Here is a 25,412-nt window from a genome sequence, read left to right as displayed (position 1 = left end):
AGATAATTATACGAACCTTTTTTTGCGATATAGTTTTGCTAAAAAGATATACATTATAATCCGATGCGGTTTTTTCCGACGCTTTGCTTCTTGAATTCGATGCGGATTTCGGTTATGATTGACGCGTCGTCGATCGTGGACGGAATTTGAAAGTCGTTCCCGTCGGCGATATCGCGAATCAATTTGCGCAGGATTTTTCCAGATCTTGTTTTGGGCAGACGCTGCACGATCACGACATCCTTCAACGCCGCAAACGCACCGATTCTTGTTCGGACCAATTGGATGATTTCCTGCTCCAGTCGGAACGTTTCCATGTCTTTGCCCGACTTCATCACGACGAGCGCGAGCGGGATTTGTCCCTTCATTTCATCGTGAACACCCACGACGGCACATTCCGCGACGACTTCGTGCGAGGCAACGACTTCTTCCATATCGGCAGTCGAAAGCCTGTGACCCGCGACATTTATGAGATCGTCGATTCGTCCGGTGATGTAAAAGTAGCCGTCAGAATCCTTGTAACCGCCATCGCCGGCCAGATAATATCCCGGGAATTTTTTGAAGTAACTGTTCCGGAAGCGTTCCTCGTTTTCCCAAAGTCCAAGCATATTTCCGGGCGGAAGCGGCAGTTTAATAACGACCAGACCTTCTTCGCCATCAGGAACTTCCTTGCCATTTTCGTCGAAGATCCTAATATCGTAACCGCAAACAGGTTTCGCCGCCGATCCGGGTTTTATCGGGAACATTTCGATTCCCGTCGGATTTGCGATCATCGGCCAGCCCGATTCGGTTTGCCACCAATGATCGATCACGGGAATCGGGATGTGTTTTTGATACCATTCCAACGTCGCGACATCGCAGCGTTCCCCGGCAACGAACTGGGCGCGCAAACTGCTTAAGTCGTATTGTTTTATAAATTCGCCTTCGGGATCGTCTTTCTTGATCGCGCGGATCGCCGTCGGAGCCGTGAACATCGTCACGACCTTGTGTTCTGAGATCACGCGCCAAAACGTACTCGCGTCAGGCGTTCTCACGGGTTTTCCTTCGAAGATCACCGACGTGTTCCGATTCAAGAGCGGCCCGTACAAAATATAACTGTGTCCGACGGCCCAGCCCATATCGGACGCGGCCCAGAAAACGTCGCCGGGTTCGACATTGTAAATGTTCTTCATCGTGAATTTGAGCGCCGTGCAATAGCCGCCCGTGTCGCGCACGATTCCTTTTGGTTTTCCGGTCGTGCCCGACGTATATAATATGTACAGCGGATGATTGGAATTCACGTTAACACAAGGCGTTTCCTCAGATCCATAAACGAGCGCATCGTAATCGACGTCGTATTTCTTGAACGGAATTCTCGCGCCAAGTTTCCGATTTAAAACGATGACTTTCTTTGGTTTATGCGTCGCAATCTCAATCGCTTCATCAACCAAGGGTTTGTATGCGATCAGTCGGTCAAACTCGATGCCCGACGAAGCCGTGATGATGCCGCGCGGTTTGCAATCGTCGATGCGGATCGCGAGTTCGTTCGGAGCAAATCCACCGAATACGACCGAATGGATCACGCCTATTCTCGCGCACGCCAACATTGCAAACGCGGTCTGCGGAATCATCGGCATGTAAATGATCGCCGTGTCGCCTTTTTTGTAACCGAGTGAAAGCATGCCGCAAGCCAATCGCGCGACTTCGGATTTTACTTCGTCGAATGTATATTTCCGAACCGTTTGCGTTACCGGAGAATCGTAGATGAACGCAATCTGGTCGCCGAATCCATCCTCGACGTGTTTGTCGACGCACAAATAGCACGCGTTGAGCTCGCCGTCGGCAAACCAAAGCGGATAATCGGTGTCACTTTTTGAGAGTATGGTTTGAGGCTTCTTGAACCAGTCGAGCGCTTCGGATTGTCGTTTCCAGAATGTTTCGGGATTCGAAATGCTCTCGTCGTAAATTTCTTCGTACTTCATGATGGCTGCGTTAGCTCGGCGGCTTTTTCAATGAGTTTTTTGACCGAGAACGGTTTGGTCATGTACGCATCGGCGCCCAAAGCCAGTCCTTTCTCGATGTCAGATTCTTTGTTCTTGGCCGATAGGATCAGGATTTTACAGCCCGCCAAATCCAAGTTTTTCTTGATATTTTCGATCACCGAATAACCGTCGAGATTCGGCATCATGATATCGAGGATAATGATTTCGGGCGTTTCGGTCTTCAAAATGTCGAGCGCTTCCACGCCGTCGCGCGCGATGAAAACCTGGTATTGTTGTTTGCGGAACGTGTATTCGAGCGACATGATGATGTTGGGTTCGTCGTCGGCGATCAGTATCTTTTTCATTTAATATTTTTTTTCATGCGGAATCGTAAACGTAAAGGTAACGCCTTTGGGTGAATGGTTCGTCGCCCAAATTCGTCCTTTGTGCTGTTCGACGATCTCTCGAGAAATCGCGAGTCCGAGCCCCGTTCCTATTGGTTTTTTCGTGGTTTGGTCACTCGATTGGTAGAACTTGTCAAAGATCGCGTCCTCGTCTTCGGGATTTACGTTCCGGCCGTTGTTGAACACCGAAATCCGCGTTTCTTCTTTCATTTTCTCGATGGAAACCGTGATGCGTCCGTTCTGGTCGTCGGCGAATTTAATCGCGTTCGACAGCAGATTGTTGATGACCTGGATGACACGCTCATCGTCGTAAAGCGAAATGATCGAGCGTTCTTTTTTATAGATTTCGAAATCGATGTTTTTCGACGAGATCAACTGTAACAAAGGTTCAGCGGTCTTTCGGACGGTTTCGATCAGATCGCCTTCAAGCGGTCGGACCGTTTGTTTTCCAGATTCGAATCGCTCGAGATCGAGGATTTTATCGATCAATCGGTTTAAACGATCGCTTTCGGAAATGATGTTCTGCAGAAAGTGTTGACGCATTTCCTGGGGAATTTCATCGTCGTCGTGCAAGATCTCGCTAGCGGCACGGATTGCGGTGATCGGCGTCCTGAGCTCGTGCGTCACCGTGTCGAGGAATTCGTTCTTTTGCTGGTCTTTTTTCAGCAGCGAGCGGTTGGCGTTTTCGAGTTCCGACGAGAGTTTTCGAAGTTCGTCCGAGGTTTCCGTAAGCCGTTTGTTCGTAATCAGATTCTGCTTCGATTCCTCGAGTATCTTCAACACTTCGGGCAAACTGATTTTGTCTTCCTGCGTAACCCCTGAAATCAATATTTTCGCCGACGCCGTACCTATATGTCCCGTCAAAAGATTCTCAGCGAACTTGATCAGTCGCGAATCGGCCATCGTCGTATCGCTGTCGATGTTGTATTTGAGACGGAAAATCCGCATCGCCCGCGTCGTCCTGTCGGCGCCCAAAAAACGAGTGAGCACTTTCTCTATGTCGCGAATGTAAGCCGTTCCTCTCCAGACGAACGAATTCTCGTGGTTGTTGATGTGTCGGTCGATGTCGACATACATTTCGGCATAATTTCGCTCTCGGTAATCGCCTTTGAAACTCACCGAAACGACGAAAAATGTGACGAAATTGAAGAAAAGACTCCAGAAAAGCGCATGCGGAATCGGTTCCAGATAATCGAGTCCGAACAACGCATACGGTTTCAAAAGCGCGATTCCCAAAGGTCCGTTCGCGACGAAACCATTCCCGAAATCGGTCGAGTTCAGGATAAACGGAAACATCAGCGTGTAAAAGCAAATGACCATGCCGATGATCAAGCCCGAAACGGCGCCTTTCAAGGAACCGCGTTTCCAAAAAATCGACCCGAAGAACGACGGAGCGAGCTGAGCGATGATCGTAAATGAAATCATCCCGACCGAAACCAGCGAATAATTGAGCATCAAATATCGGTAGCAGACGAACGCGACGATGATCAACAGGAAAATCCCGATACGGCGGCTGCGGATAATGCGGCGGCTGTTCGTGGTTTCCTTGTCGGCCTGGATGCCGATGAAGCCGTACGGAATCAATAGATTGTTGCTGAGCATCGTGGAGAGCGTGACCGACGAGACGACGATCATCGAGATTGCGGCCGAAAAACCTCCGAGGAAAACCAAAACGGCGATAAATTGTTGGTCGAACGCCTTCGGGATCAATAACGCGTACATGTCGGCGTTGAGGATTTGCTTGCCGTCGAAAAGGATGTTTCCGCCCCAGGCGATCGGGAAAACGAAAACCGTGAAAAGCAACATATACAACGGCAGCAACCAGATCGCGGTTCGGATATGGCGTTCGCGGTTGTTTTCGACGACGGCCATGTGGAATTGTCTCGGCAACAAGAAAATCGCGAAAAACGACAGCATGATGTACCAAAACCAGTTGAGCGCGCCTTGCAATCCGTGGATGGTATTTTTCTCGTGAAAACCTTGCAGTTGCGAAGCTTTGGCATAAATGTCATCGAATCCGTCGAACACGAAAAAGGTTACGTAAAATCCCAGCAACAAATAAAAACACAACTTCAACGCCGACTCGAGCGCGACGACGGCGACGATTCCCTTGCGTTTCTCGGTCGCATCCACGTAACGCGTTCCGTAATAGGTCGAGAAAAGTGCGAGCGCCAACGCGACGTAGGTTGACGTATCGAAGAAGATGTTTTCGGCCCGCGCGTTTCCGGTCATCACGTGGAAGGTTTCGGAAATCGCCTTTAGCTGTAGTCCGACGTACGGCAAAATCGCCAATATCGAGATCAACGTGACCAATGCGCCTAAGAATCTACTGTTTCCGTAACGAAGCGAAATGAAGTCGGCGATGCTCGAAATCTTATTGACGCGCGAAATCCGGATGATTTTCTTGAGGATGTAAATCCACGCGGGGAATGCGATTACGGGTCCGAGATATGTCGGGATGTAATTCAATCCGCTGTTGGCCGCGGTTCCGATGCTTCCGTAATATGTCCAGGCCGTGCAATAGACCGCGAGCGACAACGTGTACACGTATGGATTGTTCACCCATTTGGAATTCGCTTTTTTTTCGGCCCATTGCGCCGCGATGAAAAGCATTCCCAAATATCCGACGAGGATCAAAAGTAAAACCGCGCTATTCATCGAATCGTTTGAAAATAGCGAAACTCATTATGGCCGAAAACAGCCAGACCGAGAAGAAATACACGTAAATCACAGGGAATCCAAGAACCGCTTCGGACGAATTGAACAGTAAAACCAATGGCAAGTTGAACGCCAACAGTAGGAAAGCGCTGATTAATAGGAGTTTTTGGATGTGGCGTTTTTTCATTTACGATTGGTTTTTGCCACGAAGGCACGAAGGCACGAAGTTTTTTATCGGGAATTTAGTTTTTTTGCCACGAAGACACGAAGTCTCAAAGATTTTCTTGGATTAATTTCAGCTTCAAAAAAAACTAAAAAATCCTTTTCTTCGTGTCTTCGTGCCTTCGTGGCAATATTCCTGTTTGTAAGAAGCAACCGAAAGCTAAATTCGCAAAAGAAATTAAATTTAAAACTTTGTGCCTTAGCGCTTTCGTGCCTTCGTGGCAAAAAAAGTCATTCCTTGTATTCGTCCGTCAAAGCATAATACCCAAAAGTAGCCAAACCCAAACAAACCAAAGGCAACAGAATAAAGAAAATAATAATCCCGAAAACAAGGTCATCCTGTTTTCCCGACGAGAGTTTCCCTCCGAAAATGTCAATGCAATAATAAGCCGTCGCCGCAGCGAGCAAGATCCAAACGATCCCGAATATTTTTTTGATAGCGTTCATGATAGCTGTTTTAGTCGTGAGTTGTATTGTTTTTCCTGTTTAAATAAATGAGTCCGATGACAAGCGAAACGCCCGCGATGATAATCGGATACCACAAACCTTCGAGATAGAATTCCGGATCGCCGTTGTCTTTAGCGTTGGTCACGAAATATGTGGAAATCGCCGGAAGCAATCCCCCGAAGATACCGTTTCCGATGTGATACGGCAACGACATCGACGTATATCGAATCTTGACCGGGAACATTTCAACAAGGAAAGCCGCGATCGGTCCGTACACCATCGTCACGAAAACAACCTGTATGAACACGAGGAAAACGAGCATCCATTTGTCTCCGCTTGGAATCGTCTTGGTGACTTTCGTGTCGATTTTCTCTTTGCCTTTGTCGTCGGTGATGCGTTTTCCGCCGTCCATGTGTACGGTTCTGGTTTCTTCGAACGCGGTTCCGTCGGTAAACATTTTGGTCGTCACATAAATCGAGTCGGTTTTGGCGGCTTCAATTTCTTTTGAGGTTCCGACAATTTTCACGCTGCCTGCGACTTCAGTTTTGGTCGACACGTCGGTGAGTTCGTACATCGATTTGTATATCGGTCGGTACAGGAATATCGCGAGCAACATACCGCCGAGGATGATGACTTTACGCCCGATTTTGTCTGACAACCATCCGAAGAATACGAAAAACGGCGTCGCGAGCAACAATGAAATCCCGAGCAACGAATCGACCTGCGTGGAATCGACACCCATAACGGTTTTCATGAAACTCATAGAATAGAATTGTCCCGTGTACCAAACCACGCCTTGTCCCATCGTGGCGCCGAACAACGCGAGCAACACGAATTTCAAGTTGTATTTGTTTCCGAAACTGTCTTTCAGAGGATTCGTCGACGTTTTCCCTTCGGCTTTGGCTTTCGCGAAAACCGGCGATTCGTGCATGTTCTTGCGGATGATGTACGACACGAAAACCATAAGGATCGAAATCCAAAACGGAACTCTCCAACCCCATTCGTCGAACGCTTCTTTGGAAATCAACGCCTTCGTACTCAAGATCACGACGAGCGAAACGAACAATCCGACGGTAGCTGTCGTTTGTATCCACGATGTCCAATATCCTTTTTCGCCTTTGGGAGCGTGCTCGGCCACATAGGTCGCCGCGCCACCGTATTCGCCTCCGAGCGCCAAACCTTGCAGTAAACGCAAGACCAGGACGAGCAATGGCGCCATGAATCCGATGGTTTCATAACTCGGGATACATCCGATAGCGAACGTCGCGCCGCCCATGAGCAAAAGCGTGACCATGAACGTGTATTTGCGTCCGATCAAATCGCCGAGTCGCCCGAAGAACAGCGCTCCGAATGGTCGGACCACGAAACCTGCCGCGAACGTCGCAAGCGTTGAAAGGAATGCCGCCGTCGGGTTATCCGATGGGAAAAACTTTGTCGAAAGCACTACCGCGAGGCTGCCGAACAGATAGAAATCATACCATTCGATAAGCGTCCCGACCGACGAAGCCGAAATTACTTTCCAAATGCCTTTTGTTGAAGTTGCACTCATTTTTGGTTATTTAAGATTTATGGTTTTATTTTTTATATTTTGATTTTTAGATTTTTGACGAATGACGAAAGACTAATGATGAAGGACTTTTCGATTTCGGAAATTAGGAACATCGCGTTCAATTGTTTCTTGTGCGAGTCCTTTGTCATTTGTCATTTGTCTTTCGTCTTTCGTCTTTCGTCTTTCGTCATTTGTCTTTCGTCTTTCGTCATCACAGATAAATTTGAAGTTGCACCACGAAATCGCCCTTCAACTCACTGTCGCTCAACGTCGAATACACAGGTCGCATCGAATACTGCGTCGTGATTTTGGCGTGATGTCCGTCGATGAAGAAGTTCGCGCCTATATCAAACTGGCTGCTGGCTTTGTCGAGCGCTTCGAAATTCTTATACGTGTACGCGCCGAAGGGTTGGATGCGCACCTTTGGTTTTTCGTTCGCATTCGGAAGCAGAAAGCCCGCTTGCGTGTACCAGATATTTCCGGTTCCGATCATCGGTTGCGTGTTTCCGGGACCGGTAATGTTGGTTCCGGTAAACGTCGGATCGAGCGAACCGACATTCATGATGCCGATGTTGCGCAGATAATTCGGTCCGAAATCATAGCTGAAAAATCCGCTGTAAGCCGTGATCGCCATCTTTTTTTCCTTGTTTCCGACGGGCAGATCGAGAAAAACGTCGCCTGCAAATAATTTGATGTCGTGCTTTTCGACGTTTGCATTTACTGACGTGCGCGTTCCATCGGGAGCCGCGTAAAATCCGGCGCCGAGGTTGAACACTTTCTTTGTGCCCAAATACGACCCGACTTTGTATGGCAACAGATTCGATTCGATGTCAAAGAATTGGTATTCGAAATATCCGGCTTTGGACCATTTCGTGTTGCCGTTGTTGTCGACCGCGATCGCCGCGCCTTCAGTTGCGACATCGGTCGGTGCGAGATTCGTCGCATACGGTTTGTTGTAGCTCACGCGGTATTCGAAGCGTCCGTATTTTCCTTTGGCGAAGATTCCCATCTGACGCGCGAACTGATCGGAATTGTCGATCAAAGGCCAGCTGAAAATCGGTGAATCGATCGTCAGGAAATTGAGCGTCGAAGCCATCGTCATACGCGACAATCCCATGTAATAATGCAATCCGCCGCCTAGCGTCAAGCTGAATTTCCCCGATTCTCCGGGCAGGACGACCGCGTATTCGTTCCACGCATCGTGAAAGAACAATCCCGGTTTTTTACCTTGCCCATAGCCTCCGGTGCCCGACGTTCCTGCCGATCCTCCGTTGGTAAATGTCTGGTTGTTGATTCCGATGTGCGTCACGATCATATAACGTTTTGAAAGTTGTGCGTGAAGCAACAGGCGCAAACGGCGGTTCCCGATGTCTTCACTTGAGCTCGCGCCTTCCCCGTTTATGTTCGTTCCGGGATTCATTTCGGTCGAGCGCAACCAAATCTGGTTCCATGCCAAAACGCGGAGGTATTTCGAACCGTCTTCGTTAAGGTTGAACTTAAGTCCGCTTCCGTAATCGGGCGAACCCTGACTGTAACTTGCCATCCCGATAAAGGACAGCAACAGCGTGGCAACTGTTTTTTTCATACTCAGAATTTTAGGAGGTTGGTTGGTTTTTAACTACCGCCAAATTCTGTTTTTATGAAAGGGAAAAAAATTATGGTATATCTTTTTGTAAAAAACTATAGTTAATCCTTGAAACGCTCCCATTTAATGAGCATGAACTTGTCGCCGAGTTCAGTGATAATCATGCCTGCGCCCGATAAATGGCTCTTGTCCTTCAAGAATTCCACGAGCTCGGCATGGTTGTAAATCTTGTACGTCGGATGATAATCCGTATGCGACGGTTTCTTCACCTTGAATTCCTTGACCCAATTGCTCACCGTTACGTGCGAAACCCCGATGATGCGCTCTATCTCGCGATAACTGATTCCTTCGAGATACAACTGCAAAGCCTTCGTAACGTAATAATTGTCAATCTTTTTACCGAGTTTGTTTACCGTGAAATAATACTTGCATTTTTTACATAAATACCTTTGTCTATCGTTGATTACGCCGCTTTTTACGACTTGGTCGTTCTGACATTTCGGACACGCGAAAACTTCCATGTATAATTATTTTGCATAAATATAGCAATTTAGCAAATATGTAAAAACGATTTGAACAAAAAATGTCTGGTATTTTAATGTGATGTAAAATTTTACACCGAATTTTTTGCCACATATTCAAATGTAATGGAAATTCATCCAAATCCTACTTTCAGATTTTCATCGCCCCAACTATACATGCTATGCGAAAAATTCGCTTAATTTGTAGAAACACGACAAGCATGCAATTTGATCCCGAAACGCTCGATCGATCGGCCGTTTACAAACTGTTGACCGGAGCGGTGATTCCACGCCCGATCGGATGGATTTCTACCGTCAGTGAAGATGGAATCAACAATTTGGCTCCTTTTTCGTTCTTCAATGCGATTGGCGAAGATCCGCCTCACGTGATGTTTTCGACAGTCCGCGGTGGCGACAAAAACAAGGATACGCTCAACAACGTATTGGCAACGAAGCAGTTCGTCGTGAATATGGTGACCGAGGATGTCGTCGAGAAAATGAACCTTACCGCTACCATTGTTCCCCAGGATATCGACGAATTCACGCTCGCCGACCTCACGCCTATTCCATCGGTCAGGATAAAACCGCCTCGCGTCGCCGAAAGCCCGATCCATTTCGAATGTGAGCTCGTGCATCATTTCGCGCTTGAAAATCATAGCCATGGCGGCGCGGTGATGCTCGTCGGGAAAATCGTGATGATGCATTTCGACGACAAAGTCCTGCTCGAAAACCACAAGATCAATCTTGAAACATATCGCCCGGTCGCTCGTTTGGCCGGGGCGAATTATTCGAAGCTCGGAGAAATTTTTGCCGTGAAACGGATCGTGGAATAGCGTTGAAAAAGTGTAGGGTTTCGAGTTTAAGGTTTGACGTTGTGCAACGCTAAACACTAAACCCTAAACTAAAAAAAACAAAATAAAAAATGAGAATAACTGTTATCGGCGGCGGTCCCGGCGGATTGTATTTTTCGATTCTTTTAAAGAAAACAATCCCAGACGCGCAAATCGACATATACGAGCGCAATAAATCTGACGACGCTTTCGGCTTTGGCGTCGTATTTTCAGACGAGACGTTAAGCGAATTCCTGTCGCGCGACCCGAAATCGTACGAATTGATCCGAAGTAAATTCGCGTATTGGGACGACCTCGATGTGGCCCGAGACGGCGAAATCGTGCGCATCACGGGAAATGGATTCTGCGGCTGCTCTCGAAAAACATTATTGCAATTACTGCAACAACGATGCGCCGAGGAAGGCGTGAATCTTCATTTTGAAGCCAACGTCGACGATATTTTGCAATTCAAGGATTCCGACTACATCATCGCCGCCGACGGCATCAACAGCCAAGTCCGCGAACGATTCTCGGCCGAATTTGGAACCAAAATCGAATTACAGCGCAACAAATTCGTGTGGCTCGGTTCGACGAAACCGCTCGATGCGTTCACGTATTTCTTTCGTTCGACCGATTTCGGAAGTTTCGTCGCGCATACGTATCAGTACGAACAAGGCAAAAGCACCTGGATTTTCGAATGTACGCCCGAAACATGGAAGAAAGCCGGTTTCACTACCGAAAACGAATCCGATACCATAGAAAAACTCTGTAAAATTTTCGCCGAAGAACTCGACGGCCACGGCCTGATCTCGAACCGTTCGCACTGGCGTCAATTCCCGACGATCACCAACGAACGCTGGCACTACGAGAACATCGCGCTCTTGGGCGACGCGAAGGCAACGGCACACTACTCTATCGGTTCGGGCACGAAACTCGCGATGGAATGTGCGATAGGGCTCGCCGATTCCATAATCGAATTCAGAACTGAAAAGGAAAAAGCATTCGCCAAATACGAGCAACTGCGCCGCAACCGTGTCGAGCAAATCCAATACGCGGCCGCGGTCTCACTCGATTGGTTCGAACACATGGACCGACACATGCAGCACGATTTCTACCAATTCGCATTCGGTGTGATGACGCGCACCAAGAAAGTCACGTTCGAGAACCTGCAGTTGCGCGATCCGAATTTCACCCAGAAAGTATTGACCGAATTCAATTGCGCGATCGGAAATTTCAAAGTTAGCGTCCCGGCTGCATTCACGGGTTTCGATTTGCGCGGCATGCACTTGAAAAACCGGATCGCGATGTCGGCGATGAGTCAATATTCGGCCGAAAACGGTCTTGTCTCCGATTGGCATTTGGTTCATTACGGCGCGCGTGCGACCGGTGGCGTCGGGCTCATCATCTGCGAAATCACGGCGGTTTCCAAGGAAGGCCGAATCACTTTAGGTGACGCCGGATTGTATTCTGAAGAACAGGTGATTGCATGGAAAAAGATTGTCGATTTCGTACATCGCAACAGCAAGACGAAAATCGGAATCCAACTCGGACATTGCGGTCGCAAAGGTTCGACGAAACTTCCGAATCATGGCTTCAACATTCCGCTCGACGAGAACAACTGGGAATTGATGTCGGCATCGGCAATCCCGTTCAACGACCAAATGCCGACGCCTCGCGAGATGACCGAATCGGACATGCACAAAGTCACGGCAGAATTCGTAAACGCGACCGTCAACGCTGACGAGGCCGGTTTCGATATGATCGAACTCCAGGCGCATCACGGTTTTTTGATCGCGTCGTTCCTGTCGCCGCTTACGAACCAACGCAAAGACGAATACGGAGGCAGCATCCAAAACCGTCTGCGTTTCCCGTTGCAGGTTTTCTCAAGCATGCGCGAAGTTTTCAATCCCGACAAGCCGATGTCGGTGCGCATCACGGCATCCGATTGGGCTGAAAACGGAATCACCGACGACGAAGTCATTACGATCGCAAGAGCGTTCAAGGAAGCCGGAGCCGACATCATCGACGTTTCGTCGGGGAACACGGTCGCGCACCAGAAGCCTGAAATTGGGCGAATGTGGATGACGCCGTTCTCGGACGCGATCAGGAATACGGTTCACATTCCTACGATCACCGCGGGCTCCATTCAGGATATCGATCAGATAAATACGATTTTATTGAACGGACGCGCCGATTTGGTCGCGCTCGGAAAGCCGTTGTTGCTCGACCCGAATTTCGTGCGTCACGCCCAGGCTTATGAACAGTTTCAACCCGACGACATTCCAAACCAATACCATTTGGCGACGACATCGGTTTTCGCGCAAAAGAAATCGGAACGGAAGGAAAAAGAAGGAATGAAAAAAGCATTAAAACCTGAATCGCATAAGACGAAATGATTTCTTCTGCGGCAGATTCGGTATTTAAGTGAGGTTGTCGCTACACTTCATATTTAATTTTTTTTGCCACGGATTCACGGATTTCCACGCATCATACCGATGAGATCTTTATAATCTTAAAAAAAACAATAATCTGATTATGATTGTGAAACAGTTTAATATTTCTAAGCAACAATCCGCGACCCGAGCGAAGCGAACTGGCGAAGCAAAATCCGTGAATCCGTGGCAAAAAAAATGCGAACCATCCGTCAAAAATAAAATTCCCACAACTTAAAATCCGTCGCTAAAAAAATATCAAAATGTCCTACGCCGACAATTTCGCCAAAGAAAACCTCCCGCCGACCGAACTCCAGGCGGATTACATTTTAAACGAACCCGATTTTCAATTTTCAGATGACCTGAACTGCGTCGACTACCTACTCGACCGCCATATTCGCGAAGGAAACGGGAACAGGATTGCCGTCAGCACATTCGAACGCGATTGGACGTTCCGGCAACTCTACGAAAAGGCCAACCAGATCGCGCACGTCCTAACCGATGACCTCGGTTTTGAAACCGGCAACCGCGTCATGATCCGTTCGGCAAACAACCCGATGTTCGTCGCTTGCTGGTTCGGGATCCTGAAGGCCGGAGGAATCGTTGTGGCGACCATGCCGTTGCTGCGAGAAAAAGAACTCACGGTCATGTGCGACAGCGCCGAAATTTCACACATCCTTTGCGACAAGCGATTACTCGATGAAATGAAAAACGTGAAATCGGCGTTCCCGAAATTCATTTGTCATTTCGACGGAAGCGAGACGAACCAATCGCAACTCGAGCGCTTCATGGAAACGAAGCCGAAGGAATTCGTGAATTTCAATACGAAATCCACTGACATAAGCTTGATCGGATTCACGTCAGGAACGACCGGAAAACCAAAAATGACGGCGCATTTCCATCGCGATGTGTTGCTCATCTGCGAAGCGTTTCCGAAATATTCGCTGCAACCGACGCCCGATGATATCTTCACGGGAAGTCCGCCGCTTGGCTTTACGTTCGGGCTTGGCGGAATGGTGTTGTTTCCGTTTTACTTCGGCGCATCGACTTTTCTGATCGAGAAACCATCGCCCGAATCGTTGCTTAAAGCGATCTCGGAACACAAGGTTTCTATCTGTTTCACCGCTCCGACGGCGTATCGCGTTTTGACTCCAATGGTCAAAAACTTCGATATTTCCTCTTTACGTAAATGCGTGTCGGCCGGAGAAACCTTGCCGCTCAAAGTCTGGCAGGATTGGTTCGACGCGACGGGATTGAAGATCATCGACGGCATCGGCTCGACCGAAATCCTGCACATCTTTATTTCATCGACCCAGGAAAACATGAAACCCGGTGCCACAGGATTGGCCGTCCGCGGTTACGAAGCGAAGATCGTCGACAACGAAGGAAACGAAATGCCAGCGAACGAACCCGGACGTCTCGCTGTTCGAGGCATGACAGGCTGCAAATATCTGAACGCGCCTGAAAAACAAATGGAATACGTGGAACGCGGCTGGAACATCACGGGAGATATTTTCAGGCGCGATGAAGACGGTTATTTTTGGTTCGTGGCGAGAGGCGACGACATGATTATTTCGTCTGGTTACAACATCTCGGCGATCGAGGTCGAAAGCGTGCTCATCGCGCATCCCGACATAGCCGAATGTGCTGTCACGTCTTGTCCCGACGAGGAACGCGGCATGTTGGTTTGCGCGTACATCGTGCTCAAGAATCCAAGCCAGGCTTCAGGCGAAAAAGCGAAAGAGATACAAGATTGGTTCAAACAGGCCGCGGCGCCATATAAATACCCCAGAATTGTTAACTTTATAGACCAATTGCCCAAGACCGAAACCGGAAAAATCCAACGCTTCCGCCTAAAAACCTAATATGAGAAAAATATTCTTCGTCGCCAGCGCCACAGCACTTGCTCTCACGGCCATCCTGACTTTCGTCAATTGGAAGTTCGTGTTTCTGCTCGTGTTTTTCGTACCGCTGATCGCAATGGGACTGTATGATATGTACCAATCGCGGCATACGATAAGGAGAAATTTTCCACTCGTCGGGCGATTGCGTTATGTACTGGAATCCATCGGGCCTGAAATCAGGCAATATTTCGTGGAAACTGATATCGAAGGCCGTCCGTTCGACCGATTGCAGCGCGGTCTCGTGTATGCCCGAAGCAAAAAAGAGCTCGACACGAAACCGTTCGGAACCCAACTCAACGTGTACGACGAAGGCTACCAATGGATCAACCACAGTATAAAGGCGATCGCATTTTCAGACATCAATGAAAACCCCAAGGTGCGAATCGGTTCGATCCAATGCGAGAAACCCTATATGGCGAGTTTGTTCAACATCAGCGCGATGAGTTACGGTTCGTTGAGCCAAAATGCGATCCTGGCGTTGAATTCGGGGGCGAAACAAGGCGGATTTTTCCATAATACGGGCGAAGGCGGGCTTTCACCGTATCATCTTGAACCCGGAGGCGACGTGGTTTGGAACATCGGAACGGGCTATTTCAGCTGTCGCGACGAATACGGACATTTCTCGGCCGAGAATTTCGCCAAACGCGCCACGCTCAACAATGTAAAAATGATCGAAATCAAGTTCTCACAAGGCGCGAAACCAGGACACGGCGGAATTTTGCCCAAGGAGAAAGTCACCGACGAAATCGCGGCGATCCGATTGGTGAATAAAAATGGCGGCGACATCATTTCGCCTCCGAAACACTCAGCATTCAAAACGCCTTTGGAACTCATGGATTTCCTAAAGCAATTGCGCGAACTGTCGGGTGGAAAACCGGTCGGCATGAAGATATGCATCGGAAACAAATCCGAATTCATTGCGATCTGCAAAGCGATGGTCGAGACCCAAACCTATTTCGATTTCATTACGGTCGACGGCGGCGAAGGTGGAACGGGCGCGGCTCCGATCGAATATTCGGACCACGTTGGAATGCCGTTGCGCGATGCGTTGGCGTTCGTGTACGATTGTTTGAACGGCTTCGGAATAAAAGATCAGATCAAAATCATCGCAAGCGGAAAAATAGTTAGTGGTTTCGATATCATACGCGCGCTTTCGATGGGCGCCGATCTGTGCAATTCGGCTCGCGGGATGATGTTCGCTTTGGGTTGCATCCAGGCGCTCGAATGTCATGCGAATACGTGTCCGACAGGCGTCGCGACCCAGGATCCGAAATTGACGAAAGGTTTGGTTCCCGAACAAAAAAGCATTCGTGTTGCGCGCTATCAGCACGAAACGGTAAAGTCGGCGATGGAACTGATGGCGTCGGCGGGAATCGATCATCCGGATAATGTCGGACGCGATTTGGTGAGCATGCGCATCGACAAGATAAATATCAAGACGTTTGCCGAATTGTTCCCCGAATTAAAACCCGGAAGTTTATTGACGCCCGAAACCGTTCCCGATCGATTTTTTTATGATTGGAAGAAAGCTTCCGCCCAGACGTTCTAAAGAAATGAGATTTTAAAATGACCTGAAACCGCAGCCCGGATCGCAGCGAAAATCCTTTTGATCGCTTCTTTAGCGAGCGAAAGGTTATAGCGCAGAGCCGGAAATGTCTGCCCAAAAAAATAAAAATGAAATTTACAAAACAGGAAACCATCCGTTTCAAACACGTCGACTTCGCAGGCATCGTATTTTATCCGAGATTCCTCGAAATGCTCAACGATCTTGTCGAGGATTGGTTCGGAGAGGAATTGGACCGACCGTTCTCGAAAATTCACGAGACGAACGGAATTCCGACCGTCGATTTGAAGGTACAATTTAGGAAACCGGCAAGGATCGGCGATGAATTGAAAAAATCGCTTTGGGTCAAAAATTTGGGTGGCGCGTCGGTTACGTGCGGTTTCGATTTCAGACATCTGGATGACAGCGTTTGTCTTGAAGGCGAAGTCACGCTCGTCAACGTCGGGTTGGACAAGGTTTCGAACCAGATAAAAGCCGTTCCATTTGCCGACGAAACCAAAACCCGAATTCAAAAATTCATAATTCATAACTCATAATCAAAATGGAGTTTCCAAAATTCAAAGCCGCAACCGTACAGACTTCGCCGGTTTTCCTGGATGTCGAAAAGACGGTCGATAAAGCCGTTTCGATCATCACGGAAGCGGCGTCAAATGGTGCGAAATTAATTGCATTCCCCGAGGTTTTCGTCGCGGGTTATCCGTATTGGAACTGGATCATGACGCCGGTCCAGGGCAGTAAATGGTACGAGGAATTATACCGGAATTCGGTGGACGTTTCGGGTCCCGACATGCAGAAAATTTACGATGCCGCAAAGGAATTTGATATTCATATCGTCATCGGGATCAATGAACGCGGCGAAAGTTATGGGGAGATTTACAATACGAATTTGATTATCGATAACCTTGGGAATTTGATTGGAAAACATCGAAAACTTGTACCGACTTGGGCCGAAAAATTAACCTGGACATCAGGCGATGGCTCGTCTTTGAAAGTCTATAAGACCGACATCGGACCGATCGGAACTTTGGCCTGCGGTGAGAATACGAATACATTGGCGCGATTTACGTTGTTGTCCTTGGGCGAGTTGATCCATGTCGCGAATTACATTTCGCTACCCGTCGCTCCTCCCGATTACGATATGGCTGAGGCGATTAAGATCCGTGCGGCTGCACATTCGTTCGAAGGAAAATTGTTCACGGTAGTTTCGTGTTCGACGATTTCCAAGGAAATTATGCAGCGATTGAAACCCGATGTTCCGAATGTGGAAGAATTGTTGACGCGGAAAAATTCGGCATTTTCGGGTTTTATCGGGCCCAATGGAACGACGATCGGGACGCCGTTGATCGATGATGAGGGAATCGTTTACGCTGAGATTGATCTGGCGAAATGTATTCAGCCGAAGCAGATGCATGATATTTTGGGACATTATAATCGGTTTGATATATTTGATTTGCGGGTGAATGTGGCGCCGACGTCGAAAATTAGGTTTGTGGATGGATTTAACAATTTAGGTGGATAATGTGGAATTTTGGGTGGTTTTGAGTTTTTAACTTGGAACCCTTTAAGAGTTTTAAACTCTTAAAGGGTTAACCAAAAAATCAAAAATCAAAAAACATGAGCCACAAACCCGAAAAACTCCAACCGGAAAAATGCTACCACATCTTCAACCAAGGAAACAATGGAATTGAGATTTTTATGCAAGCTGAAAACTATTCGTATTTTTTAAAATTGTACCGCAAATACATCGATCCGATCGCTGATACATTGGCGTGGTCGTTACTGCCCAATCATTTTCACGTTCTGATTCGTGTAAAGGAATTGGATTCTGTAAATCTAACCGATTTTCATTTTACCACTACGAAATCACCAAAAACGATAGATGCCTCAAAACAGTTTGCCCACCTTTTGAATGCGTACACCCAAGCCGTAAATAAAAGATTTCAACGAACCGGAAGTTTATTCGAGAACCCGTTTAGAAGAACAGAAGTCGTGGGACTCGATATTGTACGTGATTTGATTGTTTCGATCCAACAAGTGCCAAAGACGCAAGGTATATGTGATTCCATAGCGGCCTATAAATGGACATCGTATTGGGAAAATAAAAAAAATCCAAAGTTGATTTTGAAATATTTTAACGATTTGCAAACGTATGACCGACTTCACACTGAATCTGGTGAATCCACATTTTAACTAACCAACCCTTTAAGAGTTTCAAACTCTTAAAGGGTTTCAAAATAAATAAAATGCAAGCAAAACACTCCGACGACATCCTCGGCCGCGCCCGAGTCCAAACCACTCCCGAACTCGAAGCCTACTACAAAGAGCTCGAAACCCTGGGAGCCGGCGCACTCTGGACGGTCGCCAACGACATCGAACCCTGGGAGCCGCGCACATCGTCAATCCCAATGCTTTGGAAATACGATGACTTGCGCGAACTCGTCCTGAAATCATCCGAACTTGTAACGCCTGAAAAAGCCGGCCGTCGCGTGGTATATTTAGTCAATGACAAACGCAAAGACGTATCGGCCGCAGTCGGTTGGTTGTACACGGGAATCCAGGTCACGCGTCCCGGAGAAAGCACATCAGCTCACCGGCACAAAGCATCCGCGCTCAGGTTTATAATGGAAGGCGAAGGCGGTTATACCGTCGTAGATGGAAATAAAGTGACATTCGAAGTCAATGATTTCGTGATCACTCCGAATTCGGCGTGGCACGAGCACGGCGTCGTCGAAGGCGGAAAAACCTGCGTCTGGCAAGACGGGCTCGACATTCCATTGGTCAACGCGCTCGAAGCCAACGATTACGCCGTTTACGACGGAAAGCAACCACTCGTCGCCCCAAACAATTTCCTGCCACTTTCCTACTCCGGCGCCGGATTGTTGCCATCGGGACACAACTGGGACAAACCCTATTCGCCCCTGTTCAAATACGCTTGGAAGGACGTGTATCCCGCTATCGTCGAAGCTTCGAAAGTCAATGAAGATTCGCCTTACGACGGAATAATCATGCAATATTCAAACCCGTTGACGGGCGGCCACGTGATGCAAACCATGGGCGCGTCGATGCAACACCTGCGTCCGGGATTCAAAGGGAAAGCCCATAAACACACAGGTTCGTTCGTATACCAATGCGCCAAGGGAAAAGGTTATTCGATCATCGGAGGCAAGAGATTCGACTGGAAAGAGCGCGATATTTTTTGCGTGCCGAGTTGGGTAAACCACGAACACGTAAATTTGTCCGAATTAGAGGACGCTTGCCTTTTCTCGTTCAACGACCTGCCCGTCATCGAAAAATTAGGATTGTACCAACAACAGGATTTTCAGGAAAACAACGGCTATCAATTTATAGAAGCATGATCCCGCTGCCCGCTTTTAGCTTTCTCGAAACCGCCGGCTTTTGTAAGTCTTGGCAAGAGCTTCCGTTGGTCGCTTCGCCAAGCCAACAAAAGCAAGGCGTTTTCCGCGAAAGGCTAACCGCTTGCATCGGGGCTAAAGGTTCCGTAAACCACGACGAAACGTCATGAATCACGCAAAAACCACAACCGAACGTATCGAGTCCATCGAACGCGAATTGCTCGAAGCCATGAAAACAAGCGATGTAGAAATCCTCGACAAGTTGTTGCACGACGACCTGATTTTCCTGCTCTCGAACGGCCAAACCATCGACAAGAAATCCGATCTCGACGCCCACAAAAACAAAGTCATGATCCTTGAAACCGCCGAATTCGAGCAAGGCGAAATTTCAATCATCGACGATTGCGCCGTCTCAAAAGTAAAATTGACAGCCTCCGGAAAAATGCTCGGACAACCGCTCTCAGGCGAATTTCACTATATCAGGGTCTGGAAAGAGTTTGACGGCCAACTCAAAGTCATCGCCGGAAGCTGCATCCAAACAAAATGAATCTCCCAAAAATTGTCAAAACTTAACTAATCTTAACTACCTTAATTGTTCAAAAAAAGAAATGAATACCGAACTCCGCAACTTAGTGTCTTAAACAAAAAGACAAAAAAACTTACTGCCTTCGTGTCATCGTGCCTTCGTGGCAAAAAAGTAACGAATAACGAATAACGAATAACGAACAACGAACAACGAATAACGAATAACGAATAACGAATAACGAATAACGAATAACGAATTTGAAACTAGCAACTTATACAACGAAAGGCTCCGAACCAAAAATCGGGATCGTACACGGCGATGTCATCATCGACCTTGAAACCCTCGGGTTCAAGCACAACACGGAATTTCCTAGAACGATGCTTGAACTCATTGACGCTGGATTGGACGAAGTAAAGAAAATCGAGAATTCCATCAAGGCCTCAAGCGAAAATGTGATCGCATCGAGTTCTATCCCGATGAGCGAAGCCACATTGCTCGCCCCGATTCCACGCCCGCGCAAGAACATAATCGGCATCGGATTGAATTACACCGAACACGTGGCCGAAAGCGCGCGCACGCTCGACACCGACAACGCACTTCCCCAGAAGCCCGTCATTTTCTCGAAACCGCCCACGACCGTAACGGCCACAAACACGAACATACTTCATAACGAAGACCTCACGAAACAGCTCGATTGGGAAGTCGAACTTGCCGTCATCATCTCGAAAAAAGGGAAATACGTTTCGAAAGCAAACGCCATGGATTACGTGTTCGGTTACACGGTAATCAACGACATTTCGGCTCGTGATTGCCGACGCTCGGGCCAATGGATCGTCTCGAAAGGTCAGGATACGTTCGCGCCGATGGGGCCGGTTCTGGTCACCGCCGACGAAATCGACGATCCGCACAACCTGAACCTTTCTTTAACCGTAAACGGAGTCGAAAAACAGAACTCGAACACCAAATTCATGCTGTTCAAGATCGAGGATCTAATCGAGGATTTGAGCACGGTATTCACGCTTGAACCCGGCGACATCATCGCAACGGGAACGCCAGCCGGAGTTGGAGCCGGACGCGATCCGCAGGAATGGATGTGGGACGGCGATGTCGTCGAAGCCACCGTCGAAAACATCGGAACATTGACAAACACCGTAAAGAAAATAAACCGTGAAAAATAAATCCGTATTACTCGTCTTGATCGTGCTTAACGCATTGGTACTTTTGGGACAGTTGTGGCCTGAAGGCGCGCCACCGTTCGCACGCGTGATCAACATCATATTTCTGATTTGCAGTTTTTTGTTTTTCGCGGCCGCACTTTCAAAGGCAAAAAACGGTAATTAAGACTATATCGCGCTCGCTGCGCCAGTTCGCCCCAAACTTGATAAACACGATTACGTCATTCGGCGCAACGCCCAAATAAAAATAAAAAATAACAATGAAGAAATATAGAATAGGCCAAATCGTCCCATCATCGAATGTGACGATGGAAACCGAAATCCCTGCGATTTTCCGTTCACGCGAAACCATATTGCCTGAAAGATTCACGTTCCATTCGTCCCGCATGCGCATGAAAAAAGTGACCAAGGAAGAACTCGAAGCCATGGATGCGATGAGTTTGAAATGCGCCCAGGAATTGTCGGACGCGCACGTCGACGTCATGGGTTACGCCTGCCTGGTCGCGATCATGAGCATGGGCCGAGGCTATCATTGCGTGAGCGAAGTCAACCTGCATCAGGAAACGGTCGCGAACGACTTCCCTACTCCGATCGTCACGAGTGCCGGAGCGTTGATCAACGGATTGAAGGTTTTAGGTGCGAAAAAGGTGGCCATCATCACGCCTTACATGCGCCCGCTGACCGATTTGGTCGTCGACTACATCGAGCATCAGGGTTTCGAAGTCGTCGATTCTATCGCGCTTGAAATTCCCGATAATCTCGAAGTAGCCGCTCAGGATCCGATGAATTTGCTCGACATCTACAAACGGTTGAACCTTGAAGGCGTCGACGTTTTGGTCGCTTCGGCGTGCGTGCAAATGCCGTCTCTCGAAGCGATCGATTTGATCGAAAAGGAAATCGGAATTCCGGTCACTTCGGCTGCGGTGTGTACGACTTACGAGATGATGAAAAAACTCGGAATCGAAGCAAAATCAACGATTGGCGGAGCTTTGCTAAGCGGAAAATACTAGAATATAAGAATTGTATAACTCAATATGAAAATCCTGTAAGAGTTTCCTAAATCGTTTTCGGCAATTTTGTAACACATCAAAAGCTACTACACTATGGAAACGAACTACTCAAATTACGACTACAACGCCGATAGCGATATGGACAACATCATCCGAATCAATAATTCCGAAGATGAATCTGACGATCTTCAGGATTTCGACTTCGATTATGATCCGAATGAGATGTACTTCGCACTGCTGAATGACAACAACTAAGAAAACAACAACCACAACTAAGCTGACTTCCAGGAGTCGGCTTTTTTTTTATGGTTAATGCTACAAGTTTTCGTCAGAACTGCGTAACGCCAAATCACGAATCAGGCCCTAATTTTATTGAACTATAAAAACACAACTATCATGGCAACAGTAAACAAAGGCGGCCAAGCCCGTCACGACGGTCAAAAAAACTACGACCATTCGAATCAGACGAATCCTGACAACGTAAGGAACGCGACTCGCAAGCATGAATACAAAGAACATGACGAGACGCTGACCAATGATCAGAATTATAATCTGTACAACAAGAAAGTCGAAGGCGATCCCGAATTCGATGACAAACGCCAAAACGTCGACAAGCACAGCAACGACCACGGCATGGAATAATTCCCTAACCCTGACCAATAACTAAAAACAAACACCATGAACGGATTTTTCAAAACCATCATTGCCGGCTTCACGGCCAAAAAACTCGGCGGCGGCTGCCTGAGCATGATCATTATTTTCGTAATCGTATATTGGCTGCTGGGCAAATTCTAAATATGACATTTGACATTGTAGGCCGTTTCTAACGAAGCGGCTTTTTTTATGCACCGAAATCGTACAATTCTTGCTTCGGAATTTGTAAGGTAATCCTAAATTCAAAATCCGACATTTGAGTAACAACTAAAACCGACGATTATGAATACGAACGACAAAGACAGGAAAAATGACAGCGAACTCGATTCGAAAGTCAACACCGATTCCAATTCGAAAGGGAAAGACGACGAATCGCTGACCAATGACGAATCGGCTGATACCGATCCAAATGAAGTGCCCGATAAACCCAGCTTCGACCGAAGCGATGTCTAACTTAAAAACCAAAAATCATGAACACTCCAGATAAAGACCGCAAAGTAGACGACCCGAAACTGAACCAGGACGCGTCAACCTACGACAAAGACGAAACTTTCGAGGATTCCGACGACTTCCATAAATACGACGATACTGACCACAGCAACGTCACACAGGAAGATCCGATCGCCAAGAGCAATGAATCCACGAACGACAACAGCAAAACCGCGACGCCGACGTTCACGCGCACGTACGATAAGAATGCGTCGGATGTTGAGAATTCGGGGAAAGACGATGGAAATATTGGAATTTGACGCGCTGCTGTAGACGCGTTGCACTTTAGACACGCTGCGCTTTGGACACGCTGCGCTTTAGACACGCTGCGCTTTAGACTGCAGGAAGGATCGCGTAAATGCGTAAACTAAGAAATCCCATTCCTTTTGGAACGGGATTTTTCTTTTAGCAAAATCGAATCCAAAGCGAAGCGTGTCTAAAGCGAAGCGTGTCTAAAGCAAAGCGTGTCTAAAGCAAAGCGTGTCTAAAGCGAAGCGCGTCTAAAGCAAAGCGGTCTAAAGCGCAGCGTGTCAAACACTCTAAACCACATCGCGTCCCAAAATCATTCTCCTTTAACCAATCTGTCCAACAAGATGTTTAAATTGACCGTCGCAAATCCCGAACTGTGATCGCTCAAACCATACGGAATGATCAAATCGCCGTTATGCACGATCGACCCGCACGAATACACGACATTCGGCACATAACCTTCGCGTTCGTCCGGATTCGGCATGATCAAAGGTTCTTTCAATCGGCCGATCTCCTTTTCGGGATTGTTGATGTCGAGCAACGAAGCTCCGATGCAATAACGTCGCATCGGCCCGACCGCATGCGTGATCACGAGCCAGCCGTGAGGCGTTTCGATCGGAGAACCGCAATTCCCGATCTGCACCAGTTCCCACGGAAATTCCGGACATTGGATCTTGATAGGATTTTCCCAGACGTTTATGTTGTCAGAATACATCAAGTAATTGTTCCAACCGTCTATGCGTGAAAGCATTGCGAATTTTCCGTTGACTTTTCTCGGGAACAAGGCGAGGTTCTTGTTCTTCGCACCATCGCCGTTGAGCGGAGAGGTTTTGAAATCGTAAAAATCTGTCGTCTGCAATAACTTCGGCATGATGTGCGCGCCGTCGTAAGCCGTATATGTCGCATAATAAACGACCTGGCCGTTTTCCTTTATGAACCGCACGAAACGCGCATCTTCGATTCCTTTGCTTTCGAAATCCGAAATCGGGAAAATCACACGGTCGCTGATGTCGGTGTCTCGCGAAAAACTGATCTTGCGGTAACTGTCACTCAGCGCCAAAATCTGCTTGTATTGGGACAAAGTCGTCTCGTCGGTCGTATTCTGACGCGCTTCGATGATGATTTTCTTCAAACTTTCATAGTCGAAACGTTCCTCGAGTTCCTTGTCGACGACTTGCAGAAACTGCGGATCGATATCGGCTTCCTCTCCTTTTTTAAGGAAAAGTTTTTTCTGGTAAACCGTATTGTGCATTTTTTCGGCCTCATCGATGTAGTTTCCGGCCGGGATAATCGTGATGTTGTTATGTCGGTCGATCATCGCCCTTCTAAAAACCACCGACGAAATATGGCCTTCACCTACCGCCCTGAAACTTATCAAAAGACGCTGCTGGCCTTCTTCCAAATGGCTTTGATCAGGATCGATGATAATAGACGGATTGAAAAATGCCGCTGATTCTATCGAATATTCGTGCGTGAAGTACGATCCGATAAGGTATTTCTGGTAATCGGAAAGCTGTGAATAATCGCTTCCGGCGAGCTCAACATACGGTTTTACCTTCTCGCAATGCTTGAGCAATTTCTTCGTGATGTTCCGGTGCCGTTTCGAAAAATCCTGCAGCAACGGCAGCACGATCGAAATCACGGTCTCGTTATTCAAAGCGAGAATTTTCTTGATGAGTGAAACGGCCCGTTCTTCGCCGTTGAAGAAATAGCGCGCGATCACGCGTCTCGGGTCAGGGTAAACTTTAACGTCCTTGCGTTCTACGGATAATCTCATGTATTGAATTTAGAGGTTTTGGAGCCAATTGTCTTTTCTAAATTACAATTTATATGAAGAGGAAATGTGAAAATAAACCTAAAACGAGGAAGATATTAGTGTTTA

The 25,412-nt window shown here is 47.7% G+C and carries 25 protein-coding genes; 16 read left to right on the top strand and 9 right to left on the bottom strand.

The features are described from left to right. Window positions 1-53: 53 nt before the first annotated feature. The 8 genes from EOO50_RS06265 to EOO50_RS06230 all read right to left on the bottom strand — a co-directional run bounded on the left by EOO50_RS06265 (window position 54) and on the right by EOO50_RS06230 (window position 9,344). Entirely contained in the window at window positions 54-1,958 is a 1,905-nt protein-coding gene (locus EOO50_RS06265) for an acetate--CoA ligase (protein ID WP_290838687.1), read from the bottom strand. After that, window positions 1,955-2,323 carry a response regulator gene (locus tag EOO50_RS06260; RefSeq protein WP_290838685.1) on the bottom strand — a complete coding sequence of 123 codons (369 nt, stop codon included), beginning with the start codon at window positions 2,321-2,323 and terminating at the stop codon, window positions 1,955-1,957. The genes EOO50_RS06265 and EOO50_RS06260 overlap by 4 nt, the downstream gene beginning before the upstream one ends. Then, entirely contained in the window at window positions 2,324-5,020 is a 2,697-nt protein-coding gene (locus EOO50_RS06255; RefSeq protein ID WP_290838684.1) for an ATP-binding protein, read from the bottom strand. Next, window positions 5,013-5,207 carry a hypothetical protein gene (locus EOO50_RS06250; RefSeq protein WP_290838682.1) on the bottom strand — a complete coding sequence of 65 codons (195 nt, stop codon included), beginning with the start codon at window positions 5,205-5,207 and terminating at the stop codon, window positions 5,013-5,015. The genes EOO50_RS06255 and EOO50_RS06250 overlap by 8 nt, the downstream gene beginning before the upstream one ends. Window positions 5,208-5,473: 266 nt before the next feature. Beyond that, on the bottom strand, window positions 5,474-5,689 hold the full coding sequence (locus EOO50_RS06245; RefSeq protein ID WP_290838681.1) for a DUF6814 family protein: 216 nt from the start codon (window positions 5,687-5,689) through the stop codon (window positions 5,474-5,476). A 10-nt stretch (window positions 5,690-5,699) separates the two neighbouring features. After that, a complete protein-coding gene (locus EOO50_RS06240; RefSeq protein WP_290838680.1) occupies window positions 5,700-7,238 on the bottom strand; it encodes an MFS transporter in 1,539 nt (512 codons plus the stop codon). Window positions 7,239-7,449: 211 nt separating this feature from the next. Further along, a complete protein-coding gene (locus EOO50_RS06235; RefSeq protein ID WP_290838678.1) occupies window positions 7,450-8,823 on the bottom strand; it encodes a porin in 1,374 nt (457 codons plus the stop codon). A 101-nt stretch (window positions 8,824-8,924) separates the two neighbouring features. After that, entirely contained in the window at window positions 8,925-9,344 is a 420-nt protein-coding gene (locus EOO50_RS06230; protein ID WP_290838677.1) for a helix-turn-helix domain-containing protein, read from the bottom strand. A gap of 221 nt (window positions 9,345-9,565) precedes the next feature. On the opposite strand from EOO50_RS06230, the gene EOO50_RS06225 reads away from it, so the two are divergent. The 16 genes from EOO50_RS06225 to EOO50_RS06150 all read left to right on the top strand — a co-directional run bounded on the left by EOO50_RS06225 (window position 9,566) and on the right by EOO50_RS06150 (window position 23,541). After that, the gene (locus EOO50_RS06225) at window positions 9,566-10,177 is read left to right on the top strand and encodes a flavin reductase family protein (RefSeq protein WP_290838676.1); all 612 of its coding nucleotides are present in this window, start codon (window positions 9,566-9,568) and stop codon (window positions 10,175-10,177) included. A gap of 89 nt (window positions 10,178-10,266) precedes the next feature. Then, window positions 10,267-12,570 carry an FAD-dependent monooxygenase gene (locus EOO50_RS06220; protein ID WP_290838674.1) on the top strand — a complete coding sequence of 768 codons (2,304 nt, stop codon included), beginning with the start codon at window positions 10,267-10,269 and terminating at the stop codon, window positions 12,568-12,570. Between the two features lie 299 nt (window positions 12,571-12,869). Continuing rightward, window positions 12,870-14,471, top strand: a complete 1,602-nt coding sequence (locus tag EOO50_RS06215; RefSeq protein WP_290838673.1) for an AMP-binding protein — start codon at window positions 12,870-12,872, stop codon at window positions 14,469-14,471. A 1-nt stretch (window position 14,472) separates the two neighbouring features. Continuing rightward, entirely contained in the window at window positions 14,473-16,059 is a 1,587-nt protein-coding gene (locus EOO50_RS06210) for an FMN-binding glutamate synthase family protein (protein ID WP_290838671.1), read from the top strand. A 125-nt stretch (window positions 16,060-16,184) separates the two neighbouring features. Then, entirely contained in the window at window positions 16,185-16,610 is a 426-nt protein-coding gene (locus EOO50_RS06205; protein ID WP_290838670.1) for an acyl-CoA thioesterase, read from the top strand. Window positions 16,611-16,615: 5 nt separating this feature from the next. After that, window positions 16,616-17,593: a carbon-nitrogen hydrolase family protein gene (locus EOO50_RS06200; RefSeq protein ID WP_290838669.1), complete on the top strand. Its 978-nt coding sequence runs from the start codon at window positions 16,616-16,618 to the stop codon at window positions 17,591-17,593. Between the two features lie 95 nt (window positions 17,594-17,688). Then, entirely contained in the window at window positions 17,689-18,264 is a 576-nt protein-coding gene (locus tag EOO50_RS06195; protein WP_290838668.1) for a hypothetical protein, read from the top strand. Between the two features lie 53 nt (window positions 18,265-18,317). Next, window positions 18,318-19,430, top strand: a complete 1,113-nt coding sequence (locus EOO50_RS06190; protein WP_290838667.1) for a cupin domain-containing protein — start codon at window positions 18,318-18,320, stop codon at window positions 19,428-19,430. Window positions 19,431-19,593: 163 nt separating this feature from the next. After that, a complete protein-coding gene (locus tag EOO50_RS06185; protein ID WP_290838666.1) occupies window positions 19,594-19,974 on the top strand; it encodes a nuclear transport factor 2 family protein in 381 nt (126 codons plus the stop codon). 236 nt (window positions 19,975-20,210) lie between these two features. Further along, window positions 20,211-21,131, top strand: a complete 921-nt coding sequence (locus EOO50_RS06180; RefSeq protein ID WP_290838665.1) for a fumarylacetoacetate hydrolase family protein — start codon at window positions 20,211-20,213, stop codon at window positions 21,129-21,131. Next, a complete protein-coding gene (locus EOO50_RS06175; RefSeq protein WP_290838664.1) occupies window positions 21,121-21,294 on the top strand; it encodes a hypothetical protein in 174 nt (57 codons plus the stop codon). The genes EOO50_RS06180 and EOO50_RS06175 overlap by 11 nt, the downstream gene beginning before the upstream one ends. A gap of 94 nt (window positions 21,295-21,388) precedes the next feature. Continuing rightward, window positions 21,389-22,138, top strand: coding sequence for an Asp/Glu racemase (locus EOO50_RS06170; RefSeq protein WP_290838663.1), 750 nt, complete (start codon window positions 21,389-21,391; stop codon window positions 22,136-22,138). Window positions 22,139-22,231: 93 nt separating this feature from the next. Further along, entirely contained in the window at window positions 22,232-22,393 is a 162-nt protein-coding gene (locus tag EOO50_RS06165; RefSeq protein ID WP_290838662.1) for a hypothetical protein, read from the top strand. Window positions 22,394-22,534: 141 nt separating this feature from the next. Further along, a complete protein-coding gene (locus EOO50_RS06160) occupies window positions 22,535-22,780 on the top strand; it encodes a hypothetical protein (protein ID WP_290838661.1) in 246 nt (81 codons plus the stop codon). Between the two features lie 294 nt (window positions 22,781-23,074). Then, a complete protein-coding gene (locus EOO50_RS06155; protein ID WP_290838660.1) occupies window positions 23,075-23,245 on the top strand; it encodes a hypothetical protein in 171 nt (56 codons plus the stop codon). A gap of 17 nt (window positions 23,246-23,262) precedes the next feature. Continuing rightward, window positions 23,263-23,541, top strand: a complete 279-nt coding sequence (locus EOO50_RS06150) for a hypothetical protein (RefSeq protein WP_290838659.1) — start codon at window positions 23,263-23,265, stop codon at window positions 23,539-23,541. Window positions 23,542-23,843: 302 nt separating this feature from the next. On the opposite strand, the gene EOO50_RS06145 is transcribed toward EOO50_RS06150, so the two are convergent. Further along, window positions 23,844-25,307, bottom strand: a complete 1,464-nt coding sequence (locus EOO50_RS06145) for a glycoside hydrolase family 130 protein (RefSeq protein ID WP_290838658.1) — start codon at window positions 25,305-25,307, stop codon at window positions 23,844-23,846. Between the last annotated feature and the right edge of the window lie 105 nt (window positions 25,308-25,412).

Source organism: Flavobacterium sp. (assembly GCF_004211145.1).
In the GTDB taxonomy this organism is placed as follows: domain Bacteria; phylum Bacteroidota; class Bacteroidia; order Flavobacteriales; family Flavobacteriaceae; genus Flavobacterium.
The sequence above is the reverse complement of the archived record's forward strand: the minus strand, read 5'-3'. Positions and strand labels throughout refer to the sequence as shown.